Origin of the sequence: Pantoea nemavictus (assembly GCF_037479095.1) — a bacterium.
Lineage (GTDB): Bacteria > Pseudomonadota > Gammaproteobacteria > Enterobacterales > Enterobacteriaceae > Pantoea > Pantoea nemavictus.
On record NZ_JBBGZW010000002.1, the window covers coordinates 835,866 to 847,416 of the forward strand.

Sequence of the window (11,551 nt, forward strand, 5' to 3'; positions counted from 1 at the left end):
TTTCCCTCACACTAACCCTCTCCCGCAGGCGGGAGAGGGAACCGAAAGTGCGTTTTAAACGTTTATCACTCGCTCCACCTAATTATTCCCTCTCCCACTTGTGGGAGAGGGCTAAGGTGAGGGCGCTTTCTACCCTCTCCGCCGCGCTGAGCAACAAATCTTCCCGCCCCCGTAACGCTAGCAACTCCAGCCCAATCGGCAAACCCTCTTGACTAAATCCGGCTGGAATGCTGATGGCTGGCGCGCCGGTCACCGCTGAAACTAACGCATTGCTGCCTTCCTGCATCTCACCGTGCTTAACCGGCGGATGGCGCACCACCGGATAGGCCAATAGATTGATCTGATGCGCAGCGAAGAACTGCGCGAGTTGCTGATAGAGATCGTGCTGGCGCTGTTGCACCACCCGATAATCCTCGCTGTCGGTTCCCGCATGCTGCGCACGCGAAGTAAATACCGTTTCCAGCTGCGGATGGTAGCGCCTGGAGGCCACCACATCCGTAAGCGTTCGGCACCTGGCCTGTGGTTTATCTGCCAGCCAGGCCGCCAGCGCTGCAGCAAATTCATAGCCGATGATATTGGCCTCAGCGGCCAGCGTTGCCAGTTGCGGATAACTCACCTCTCGCGGTGCAAAATCGGCCAGCGCGGCACGCACTGCCTGATTAATCTCATCTTCATCCTGTGCAAAACCTTGCTGCCAGATGCCGATGCGCAGCGGTTCATCGCTTACTGCTAACGGTTGTTCGCTTAAAATCTCCAACGCTAAACGCAAATCCGCCGCCGAACGCACCAGCGGGCCAGGAATATCCTGGGTTGGCGACAGCGGCACAATGCCTTGGGTGCTGATGCCGCCGCGCGTCATGCGCAATCCGAACAGATGATTAAACGCCGCCGGAATGCGCACCGATCCAGCGGTATCGCTGCCCATCGCCAGCGGTACATAGCCAGCCGCCACCGCCACGGCGGAACCGCTGCTCGATCCGCCCGGTGAACGCCCTGCAACCCACGCGTTGTGGGTAAAGCCGCTCAGTGACGACGCGCCGGTGATACCCGCCGCCAGCTCATGCATGGCGGTTTTGCCGATCAGAATCGCGCCTGCATCGCGCAGCCGGGTGACAAGTGGCGCATCTTCGCCGGCAATCACTTCTCGCAGCAGCACCGAACCGGCGCTGGTTGGCCAGCCTTTGACGTCGATATTGTCTTTAATCAGCACCGGAATACCTTCCAGCCGTCGCACCCGCTCACCGCGCTGGCGACGCGTGTCGCTAGCGTCCGCCGCTGCTAACGCTTCATCGGCAAACAGCCAGGTAATGGCGTTGTAGCGCGGTTGATCCACGTCGGCAATGCGCTGCAGCGCAAAGGCAGTTAACTGGCGAGCGCTCACCGTGCGTTGCGCTAGCGCCTGCTGTAAGTCGTTGATTGAAGCGGTGAGATAATCGGCGTATTGCATCAGGTTAAACCTCCAGCGGAATCCATTGCCCGTCGCGCGTGACGCGTCCACACGAGCTGCCAGTAAAGTGGGTGCTGAACCAGATTGCCTGATGTTGTGCGCACCAGTCCATCACGCGTTGACGCGAAGTAACGGCCAGCGCTTTATCTTCACAAAACAGTGAGTTCCAGTGCGGATACTGGAACTGAATCGGATTGTGCATCACATCGCCAGCAAAAATGGCGCACTCGCCGGCACTCTCCAGCTCAATCGACGCATGATCGCCGCTGTGCCCCGGCGTGGAGAGATAACGCAGCACGCCAGCAAACAGCGGCGAATTCAACACGTCGATGCTCTCCAGTTGCCCGCTCTCGATCAGCGGCAGAAGGCTGTCGCGATAAAGTTCCTGAGTTGCCGGATGGTGCTGGCAATGCGTCAGTTCCCGTGCCGAGCAGATATAGCGCGCATTGGGAAACATCGGAGTCCATTGGCCATCTTTTAGATGCGTATTCCAGCCGACATGATCGGTATGAATATGCGTCATCAGCACCAGCGTCACTTCTGCCGGATCGACACCCGCCTGCGCCAGGTTTTCTGCATACGGCGTATTGAGCTGATGAAACAGCGGCTTGTTATCGCGATGGCGTCCGTTGCCGGTCGCGGTATCGATAATGATGGTCTGTTCAGCGTGGCGCACCACCCAGCTGTGGATCGATATTTCCGCTGGCTGCTGAGCCAGTTCATCACGCATTTCCGCCCGATGCGGCGTAAACAGCACGCCCATTGGCAAGGACGCGGTTTGTTCGCTCACTTTGGTAATCAGGCAATCGCCAACGCGAATCGTCATCAGGTGCTCCTTATGGTTTGGTATCAGCGAAGAAGCCTTACTATACTGACGGTACTAACATTATTTAAATTGATTAAAATCATGCAAAGCATCAATGAAAATGATTTCAGCCGCATCGACCTGAATTTGCTGGTGGTATTGCTGGTGATGTTTGAAGTGCGCAGCGTCACGCAGGCGGCACATCGGCTCTATCTGGGACAGCCAGCGGTCAGCGCGGCACTGAAACGACTGCGTGAAATGTTTGACGATCCGCTGTTTGTGCGCGCTTCAAATGGCATGACGCCGACGCCGCGAGCTGAGCAACTGGTGCAGCAGTTTGCGCCGTTGATGCAGGATCTGCATCGCGTGATCTTCACCCAGCAGCCGTTTAATGCCGCGCAGGATAGCCACAGTTTTCGTATCGGCATGAGCGATTGGCTGGAGCATTGGCTGATGCCGGATCTGCTGGCTGAGCTGGCGCGCGTAGCGCCGAATATTGAGGTGAAAGTGATAGCCGCCGATCCGTGGCAGGCGGTGCCGTTAATGGAGCAGCAGCAGGCCGATGTGGCGATCGCGGTAGGTAATGAAACCAGCCGCGATCTCACGCGAGAGAAGATCCTGCGTGCCGGTTTCAGCACCCTGTGGGATCGCCAGCAAATTTCCTTAAATGCACCGCTGACGCTAGAGCAGTTTGTTCGCTACCAGCATGCGCTGGTGTCGTATCGTGGCGTGAGCGAAAGCGCGCTGGATCGCCAGTTGCAGCAGCAGGGTTTAACGCGACGCGTGCGCTATGTCACACCGAATTTTTCCTCGTTACCGCTGCTGTTAAAACGCCTGCCGCTGTTTGCCACGGTGCCGCAAGGATTGGTGGAATCCTGGCGTGAGCTGTATGACCTGAACGCTGCGCCGGTGCCGGTCAGCATGCCGGATTATGAGGTTTCGCTGCTGTGGCACAACGCGCGCAGCGAAGATGCCGCCAATTGCTGGCTGCGGGACATGCTGCGCAGATTGATACAGCGTAAAACACCGCACCTAACGTAGCGGCGCCATTCATGGCGACCAGCTGATCACCACGGCACCACGCGGCCCAGATAATCCAGATAATGAATCCCGCGCCGCCCGGCGTAGCTTTCCATGGTATTAAGCAGATTTGGGATGCTCTCCTCAATCGTCAAGCGTGCTTCCGGTCCGCCCATGTCGGTGCGTACCCAACCCGGCGCCATCAGCAACAGCGTACGATCGTCGGCGCTCCGCGCGGCGAAGCTGCGCATCAACATATTCAGCGCCGCTTTACTGCCGCGATACACTTCGTAATTGCCGTTAGTGTTGTTGGTCAAACTGCCCTGGCCGGATGACATCACCGCGATGGTGCCAGTGGCGCTGACACGATCTTTAAAGGTCTCAATCACGCGCAGTGGACTCAGCGCGTTAGTCACCATGACGCGGATGAACTCCTCGGTTGACACATCAGCGATGGTTTCGCGGTCGTCATTTTTTACCCCGGCGTTGACGAACAGCATATCGAACTGCCGATCCGCCAGCCGCGTGTGCAACGCTTTCACCTGTTCAGGTTGATTGATGTCCACGCTTTCCACCGTCAACAGCTGCGGGAAGCGCTGTGCCAGGTGTTGCAGGTTTGCAGTTGAGTTTTCACGTCCGGTGGCGACCACCTGATACCCGCGCTGGAGCAGGGTTTCCGCCAGCGCCAAACCCAGTCCGCGTGAAGCGCCAATCAGTAATACGCGTGTTGCTTCGCTCATGGAGCTCTCCTTTGTGTAGATGCGATGCAAAGAGTGTAGCGTCGGGTGAGGGCAGGCGGAATACGCAGCATCTACATTGATAACCTGCAGCAAACGCCTTGTCACCTGGCCATGAATCAGCGAGGATAGCGCGCATGAATAATGCCGATTTAAACCTGTTAATTGCCCTGGATGCGCTGTTGATTGAAGGCAGCGTGATTGGCGCAGCGCGTCGTCTGGGCCTGAGCGAATCGGCGATGAGCCGCACGCTTGGGCGCTTACGCGCCACCACTGGCGATGCGCTATTAGTGCGTGCCGGGCGTCAGATGGTGCTGACGCCTTATGCCGAAGCCATTCGTGAGCGCACCCATCACACGGTAGGTGAAGCGCGGGCAGTGTTAAGCCCGACGGCGCAGTCGCTGGATTTGCGCCAGTTAGATCGTTGTTTCACGCTGCGCACCAATGAAGGATTTGTCGAAGCCTTCGGCGGCGCGCTGATCGCCGCCGTGGCCGAACAAGCGCCGCAGGCGTGGCTAAGTTTTGTGCCGAAGCCGGAAAAAAGCGCGCGCGACTTGCGTGAAGGCAATATCGATCTGGAGATTGGTGTGCTGGGCAATATGGGTCCGGAGATTCGCTTGCAGGCGCTGTTTCGCGATGGCTTTGTTGGCGTGGTGCGTGCCGGACATGCGCTCACGCAACAGCTGGATATCGCGCAGTTTGCGGCCTTTGGTCATATTGTGGCGTCACGCCGGGGTGAGCTGGGCGGGCCGATTCATGATGCGCTGCTGCAGGCCGGCTTAACGCGCAAGGTGGCGACGGTGGTGCCCGCATTTTCAACGGCGGTGGCGCTTGCGCAGGAATCGGATCTTGTCGCGCTGGTGCCGCGTTCACTGTTTCTTCATCATCCATTGATCAAAAACAGTCACAGGTTAGCGATGTTTGAACTGCCGTTCCCGACGCCAGAAATGACGGTGTCACAACTGTGGCATCCCAGGCTGGAAAATGACGCCGCACATCGTTGGCTGCGCGGTGTAGTAAAATGTGTTTGTCAGCCGCCGCGCACCGAACCGCGCCACACCACATCGGCCTGATACAGCAGGCTGTCGTGCTGCTGTTCACCTTGTGGCGTGAAGCCGGTGTCGTCCTGCTCGGTTTGTATCAACCATTTCACCGCGTCCTGGGCGAACTGCTCTACCGGCTGGGCAAAGGTGGTGAGATTATAAGATGACCAGCCAGCCTGGGCGATGTTGTCATAGCCGATCAAACAGAGGTCTTGCGGCACGCGCAGCGCAAAGCGGTGCCGCGCTTCATCCATAAATCCGCAGGCCACCAAATCAGTCACGCAGAACACGCCATCTGGACGTTGATGACGCGTCAGTAAGCGGTGCGCCAGAATTTGCCCGCTCTCGTAGGAGGTGGTGCCAAAGCGCTCCACCGTCACGCTTAAACCAGCGCGTTCCGCCGCCGTGACAAAGGTGGCTTCACGTTTTTTCAGGCTCGGCGTGCCCGCCAGCGAGTTGGCGAACGCCAGATGCTGACAACCGGCGCGCTGAAACGCCATCACCGCGGTTTGTGCGGCACTCTCCGCATCAAGATTGATGCTGAGCGAGCCAGGTAGGGCTTCGTCACGGTTGATAAGAATGATGCGCTGGCCATGTTTGTAGCACTGGCGCGTGATGGTGCGATCCGGCATGCCAGAAAGGATGATCGAAGCATCGGCGCGGAAATTAATCGCCTGCTGCAGCGCCGCTGAAACGCTGTTATCCGAGCGGTCGGTGTTGATCAGCATCGCCACTTTGCCCGCTTCTTGTAAAAATTGCGTCAGCCAGCGCACCAGACTGGCGCGATACGGCGTGGCGATTTCCGAGACGATCAGGCAGACAATACTGCTGCGGTTACGCACCAGCCCGCGCGCCAGATGATTGACGTGATAGCCCAGCTCTTCCGCCGCCTTCATCACGCGTTCACGCGTCGCCGGCGACACGCTGGCACCCGGCGTAAACGCGCGCGATACCGCCGAGCGCGAAACGCCGGCACGATCGGCCACATCCTGCGCGCTCACCACCGCTTTCTCATACTGCATGCTCCACACCTCTTCACATTCTGGCTGAACAGAGTCTGCCTGAGATTGCAAAGCTGTGCAAACAGCTTGAGATCTCATTTGTTGCATTTTTGTGACATTGCCTGACATTTGCGCACTGTGGTGTTTGACAGGACAATTCTTGTTCATTACTACTTTGCACACACGTGCAAGAAAAGGTGCCAATGAAGCACCAACCCTACAATCCAGGAGAACACTATGCGAGTCACCTCAATGGCCATCGCGCTATCCCTCTGCTGCAGTGCACTGCCGTTTGCCGCCTCGGCAGCGGGCAACTTAAATATGGTCTGTTCCGCCGACGTGGTGGTGTGCGAACACATGACCAACATCTTCAGCAAGGCGCATCCGGATATTAAAGTCAGCATGGTGCGACTCTCAGCAGGCGAAGCCTATGCACGTCTACGCAGTGAAGCGCGCAATCCACGCACCGATATCTGGTGGGCCGGTACCGGCGATCCGCATATGCAGGCGGCGGAAGAGGGGCTGACGCAGGTGTACAAATCGCCGTTGCTCGATCAGCAGCAGGATTGGGCGCAGAAGCAGGCGGAAAACTCCGGCTATCGCACGGTAGGCATCTACGCCGGTGCGCTCGGTTGGGGTTACAACACCAAGCTGCTGGCATCGAAAAAGCTGAAAGAACCGAAATGCTGGGCCGATCTGCTGGATCCCAGCTTCAAAGGTGAAATCCAGATCGCTAACCCGAACTCCTCCGGCACGGCCTACAACACGCTGGCCACGCTGGTGCAGATCATGGGCGAAGATAAAGCCTTCGATTATCTGAAGAAGCTCAATGCCAACATTTCGCAGTACACCAAATCCGGTTCCGCCCCGGTGAAATCCGCCGCGCGTGGCGAAACCACCGTCGGCATCGTGTTTATGCATGATGCGGTGGCGATGGAGGTGGATGGTTTCCCGATCAAGACCGTCGCGCCGTGCGAAGGCACCGGCTATGAAATTGGCTCGATGTCGATTGTGAAAGGGGCACGCAACCTGGCGAATGCCAAAGTTTGGTATGACTGGGCGCTGAGCGCCGAAGCGCAATCGCACATGAAAGAGGCTAAATCCTTCCAGCTGCCGTCGAACCGCAACGCGGAGATTTCAGAGTACGCGCCGCGTTTCGAGAACATCAAACTGATCGATTACGACTTCAAAACCTACGGCGATTCGGCAAAACGCAAAGCGCTGCTGGGACGTTGGGATAAAGAGATCGGCGCTAGCGCGCAGTGATGATTTGCAGACATCGTAGCGGCGCAATTCATTGCGCGCCGTTAAAACCGCGCGATAAATCGCGCCGCTACGGATACGTGCACGCAATGACACTTTGGGGGAATGCATGAATGCACATAATCGCCGTCTGACAGGCGCGCTGGCTATCGGCGCAGTGGCATTGCTGCTGCTGCCGTGGTTTAGCCTGGAAGCCGGTTTCTTCAGCAGCGGCTGGCTAACCAGCCTGTGGAGCGACAGCGCCAGCGCGCCTGCACTTTGGCAACTGGGTGAACATCCGTGGCTGATGGTCGCCATCGCGCTGTGGGTGTTATGCGGCGCCTGTGGCGTCTTGCCCAGCGCCGCGCGCAGCCGTTTGCTGCTGCTGTTTAGCGCGCTCGGCGTGCTGTTCCTGATCGTTGAAGGCCACGCCATCGGTTACAGCGGCTGGAGCTGGCTGTGGCTGGAAAACCGCTTCGGCGCGCTGGCGTCCGGTCAACCGGCTATGGGCGCGGGCGCACTGTTGTTGCTGACTACCTTCCTGCTGCTGTTCTCCTTCGCGCTGGCCGAACGCGGCGTGATGAAAGGCGATGCGTTTGTGGTGGCATCGTTGGTGCTGCTCACCGCGCTGGTGAGCATCTTTGTGCTCTATCCGGTGCTGAGCATGTTCGTGGTGTCCGTACAGGATGTGGACGGCAGCTTTAAGCCGGATGGCTTGATCAGCAACCTTCAGGACCCCTCCATCTGGAGCCTCTCCTGTTTGTCGGGCGGCACCTGTGGCACCGCGTGGCGCACGCTGTGGCTGGCGCTGATGACCGCCGCCGGTTCCACGCTGCTCGGCCTGGCCTTTGCGCTGGCGGCAACCCGCACGCCGCTGCCGTGCAAAAAGGCGCTGCGCATGCTGACCATTTTGCCCATCATCACGCCGCCGTTTGTGATTGGTCTGGCATTGATTCTGCTGTTTGGCCGTTCCGGTGTGGTCACTGAACATCTGGCGGCGCTGTTTGGCATCGAACCAGGTCGCTGGCTGTATGGCTTAACCGGTATCTGGATCGCGCAGGTGCTGTCGTTTACGCCCATTGCGTTTCTGGTGCTGATTGGCGTGGTTGAAGGCGTCAGTCCCTCACTGGAAGAGGCTTCACAAACGCTGCGTGCCAATCGCTGGCGCACCTTTACTCGCGTCTCATTGCCGTTGATGGCGCCGGGTTTAGCCAACGCGTTTTTAATTAGCTTTATTGAAAGCATGGCTGACTTCGGTAACCCGATGGTGCTGGGCGGCAGTCACGGCGTGCTCTCCACCGAAATCTTCTTCTCGGTGGTGGGCGCGCAAAACGATCCCAGCCGCGCTGCGGTGCTGGCGATGATTCTGCTGTGCTTCACGCTCACCGCTTTTGTGCTGCAACGCTGGTGGCTGGGCGGCAAAAACTTCGCCACCGTCACCGGTAAAGGCGACGGCGGTAAACACGTGCAGCTGCCGCGCGTGCTGCGTTACGGCGTCTACGGCATGGTGATTCCGTGGGGCCTGTTCACGCTGGTGATCTACGGCATGATTGTGGTGGGTGGCTTTGTGCAGTCGTGGGGCTTAAATGATGCGCTAACTATCGAGCATTACGTGCGTGCCTTTGGCGTCAGCTTCAGCAATGGACATCTGCTGTGGAGCGGCGTGGCGTGGAACTCCTTCTGGACCACGCTGGAGATTGCGTTGATTGCTGCGCCGCTAACGGCAATCGTCGGCCTGCTAACCGCCTGGCTGATCGTGCGGCAGAAGTTTGCCGGTCGTCAGACCTTCGAATTCCTGCTGATGCTCAGCTTCGCCATTCCCGGCACGGTCATCGGCGTGAGCTACGTGATGGCGTATAACCTGCCGCCGCTAGAGATCACCGGCACGGCGATGATTCTCGTGGCCTGCTTTGTGTTCCGCAATATGCCGGTTGGCGTACGCGGTGGCATCGCGGCGATGAGCCAGCTGGATAAAAGCCTCGATGAAGCATCATTAACGCTGGGCGCCAATAGCTTCCGCACGCTGCGCAAAGTGGTGCTGCCACTGTTGAAACCGGCAATCAGCGCCGCGCTGGTGTACGCCTTTGTGCGTGCCATTACCTCAATCAGTGCGGTGATCTTCCTCGTCAGTGCGCAGTACAACATGGCCACGTCTTACATCGTCGGGCTGGTAGAAAACGGCGAATACGGCGTGGCGATTGCTTACTCCACGGTGCTGATTGTGGTGATGCTGCTGATTATCGGCATGTTCCAGTGGCTGGTGGGGGAACGGCGTCTACGCCGCGTAGCCCGTCCGGTCGATCTCGTTGTGCCGCCTGCTTCAACTTCATTAACTCAGGAGAGTGCCGTATGACACGCGTAACCGCCGGTTCTGTGGTGTTTGAACATGTCTCGAAACGCTTTGCCGGTTTTGATGCCATTCCCGATCTCTCATTGACGGTCGAGCCCGGCACGCTGGTCACGCTGCTGGGTCCGTCCGGCTGCGGTAAAACCACCACGCTGCGTTTGCTGGCCGGGTTGGAGCATCCCACCGCCGGGCGCATTTTGATTGGTGGCAAAGATGTCACCAACTTGCCGGCTAACGAGCGCGACGTGGCGATGGTGTTTCAGTCTTACGCGCTGTTCCCGCATATGAGCGCGCTCGACAACATCATGTATGGCTTGCAATCGTCCGGCATGAATAAACGAGAAGCGCAGGACCGTGCGCGCGAAGGGTTGAAGCTGGTGGGGTTGGAACATCAGGGCCAGCGGCTGCCGTCGGAGCTCTCCGGTGGGCAGCAGCAGCGTATTGCGGTGGCGCGCGCGCTGGTGCTGGAGCCGCAGGTGCTGCTGCTGGATGAACCGCTCTCTAATCTTGATGAACGTTTACGGCGGCGCGTGCGCACCGATATCCGCGATCTACAGCAGCGACTCGGTTTCACCGCTGTGTATGTCACGCACGATCAGGAAGAGGCGTTGGCGGTGTCCGATAAGATTATTGTCATGAAAGAGGGGGATATTGCCCAGCAGGGCGCGCCGGAAAGCTTGTATCACGCGCCAAACTCGGTGTTTATCGCCGACTTTATGGGCGAAGCGAATATTCTGCCGTGCGAAGTGGAGCAACTGGAAGGCAGCGAAGCGCTGGTGCGCTTAGGCAGCCAGCGTTATCGCGTGCGCGGTAATGGCCTGAAAACCGGTGCAGCACAGCTGTCGGTGCGGCCACAGTTCATTACGCTGCGCGGTGAGGGCGCGGGAGCACTACGCGGGGAAGTGACGCACAGCACGTGGCTCGGCGACCATATCGAATATGAGGTGGCTACCGAATTGGGTTCGCTGTTCATTGTCGATGCGGAGATGGAGCAGCAGCTGCCGCTGGCATCGAACGTCGCCATCGATTTTAAACCTCAGGGTTTGGCCCTGATTGCCCGTTAATGTAAGGATGGATGATGAGTGAATTAGACAACGACCCGCTGTTATCACGCCTGATTCTGGCGGAAAAAGTCGCGCGCGCCGGCGGTGCCAAAGCGCTCGAGTATTTCCATCAGCGCGAGACCTTAGTGGTGGAAACCAAATACGATTTGCAGGATGTGGTGTCGCGCGCTGACCGTGAAGTGGAACAGATGATCGATCAGCAAATTCGCGCGCAGTTTGCGGATGACGGTTTCCTCGGCGAAGAGTACGGGCTGCAGCAGGGTTCATCAGGTTATACGTGGGTGGTCGATCCCATCGATGGCACCAGTCCGTTCCTCAACGGCATGCCAAACTGGTGCGTGTCAGTGGCGGTGTTACATGACGGCGTGCCGGTGATTGGCGTGATTTTCGCGCCTTATTATCAAGAGTGCTACGTGGCAGCGATCGGTCAGGGCGCGACGCTCAACGGCAAGCGCTTGCAGGTGGACGCGACGCGCACGCTGCAAAACCACGTCACCGGATTTGGTGCCAACAGCCACGTCAGCCCGGATGAAGTGGGCAAAATTCTCGCCTCGCTGCTGGCGGCGGGCGGCAACTTTATCCGCATCGGCTCGGGCGCATTGATGCTGGCGTGGGTCGCCGCCGGCCGCGTGGTCGGTTATTACGAGCCTTACATGCATGCGTGGGATTGTCTGGCGGGTTATTGCCTGGTGAAAGAGGCGGGCGGCTGGTATCACCCGTTCAACACCGAAGGCGAACGTCTGCTGAAAGGCGCGCAGGTACTGGCCGTGGCGCCGGGTGCAGAAGCCGATTTGAAGCGCATTGCCGGTTTGTAATCTTGGTTGTGGTCGCCATCAATGGCGACC

Annotated in this window: 10 protein-coding genes; 6 read left to right on the forward strand and 4 right to left on the reverse strand. The window is 58.5% G+C overall.

What is annotated here, in order from left to right; all coding sequences use genetic code 11:
- Nucleotides 1-82: 82 nt before the first annotated feature.
- Together WH298_RS23450 and WH298_RS23455 are read right to left on the reverse strand one after the other, a co-directional pair.
- On the reverse strand, nucleotides 83-1,447 hold the full coding sequence (locus tag WH298_RS23450) for an amidase (RefSeq protein ID WP_180824253.1): 1,365 nt from the start codon (nucleotides 1,445-1,447) through the stop codon (nucleotides 83-85).
- Between the two features lie 4 nt (nucleotides 1,448-1,451).
- The gene (locus WH298_RS23455) at nucleotides 1,452-2,273 is read right to left on the reverse strand and encodes an MBL fold metallo-hydrolase (protein WP_180824254.1); all 822 of its coding nucleotides are present in this window, start codon (nucleotides 2,271-2,273) and stop codon (nucleotides 1,452-1,454) included.
- A gap of 81 nt (nucleotides 2,274-2,354) precedes the next feature.
- On the opposite strand from WH298_RS23455, the gene WH298_RS23460 reads away from it, so the two are divergent.
- Nucleotides 2,355-3,293: a LysR family transcriptional regulator gene (locus WH298_RS23460; RefSeq protein WP_180824255.1), complete on the forward strand. Its 939-nt coding sequence runs from the start codon at nucleotides 2,355-2,357 to the stop codon at nucleotides 3,291-3,293.
- A 26-nt stretch (nucleotides 3,294-3,319) separates the two neighbouring features.
- Here the strand turns inward: WH298_RS23460 and WH298_RS23465 are convergent, their stop codons facing one another.
- Nucleotides 3,320-4,012 (reverse strand): SDR family NAD(P)-dependent oxidoreductase, encoded by a 693-nt coding sequence (locus WH298_RS23465; protein WP_180824256.1) that lies wholly within the window; start codon nucleotides 4,010-4,012, stop codon nucleotides 3,320-3,322.
- A gap of 134 nt (nucleotides 4,013-4,146) precedes the next feature.
- Between WH298_RS23465 and WH298_RS23470 the strand changes: the two genes are divergently transcribed.
- On the forward strand, nucleotides 4,147-5,082 hold the full coding sequence (locus WH298_RS23470) for a LysR family transcriptional regulator (RefSeq protein ID WP_180824257.1): 936 nt from the start codon (nucleotides 4,147-4,149) through the stop codon (nucleotides 5,080-5,082).
- Here the strand turns inward: WH298_RS23470 and WH298_RS23475 are convergent.
- Nucleotides 5,040-6,074 (reverse strand): LacI family DNA-binding transcriptional regulator, encoded by a 1,035-nt coding sequence (locus WH298_RS23475; RefSeq protein WP_009128361.1) that lies wholly within the window; start codon nucleotides 6,072-6,074, stop codon nucleotides 5,040-5,042. The genes WH298_RS23470 and WH298_RS23475 overlap by 43 nt on opposite strands.
- Nucleotides 6,075-6,290: 216 nt before the next feature.
- On the opposite strand from WH298_RS23475, the gene WH298_RS23480 reads away from it, so the two are divergent.
- The 4 genes from WH298_RS23480 to WH298_RS23495 all read left to right on the forward strand — a co-directional run bounded on the left by WH298_RS23480 (nucleotide 6,291) and on the right by WH298_RS23495 (nucleotide 11,521).
- Nucleotides 6,291-7,319, forward strand: a complete 1,029-nt coding sequence (locus WH298_RS23480) for an ABC transporter substrate-binding protein (protein WP_049852846.1) — start codon at nucleotides 6,291-6,293, stop codon at nucleotides 7,317-7,319.
- A 106-nt stretch (nucleotides 7,320-7,425) separates the two neighbouring features.
- The gene (locus WH298_RS23485) at nucleotides 7,426-9,648 is read left to right on the forward strand and encodes an ABC transporter permease (RefSeq protein WP_009128364.1); all 2,223 of its coding nucleotides are present in this window, start codon (nucleotides 7,426-7,428) and stop codon (nucleotides 9,646-9,648) included.
- Nucleotides 9,645-10,706 (forward strand): ABC transporter ATP-binding protein, encoded by a 1,062-nt coding sequence (locus WH298_RS23490; protein WP_009128366.1) that lies wholly within the window; start codon nucleotides 9,645-9,647, stop codon nucleotides 10,704-10,706. Before WH298_RS23485 ends, WH298_RS23490 begins: the two co-directional genes overlap by 4 nt.
- A 14-nt stretch (nucleotides 10,707-10,720) precedes the next feature.
- Nucleotides 10,721-11,521 (forward strand): inositol monophosphatase family protein, encoded by an 801-nt coding sequence (locus tag WH298_RS23495; protein ID WP_049852849.1) that lies wholly within the window; start codon nucleotides 10,721-10,723, stop codon nucleotides 11,519-11,521.
- The last annotated feature ends 30 nt before the right edge of the window (nucleotides 11,522-11,551 follow it).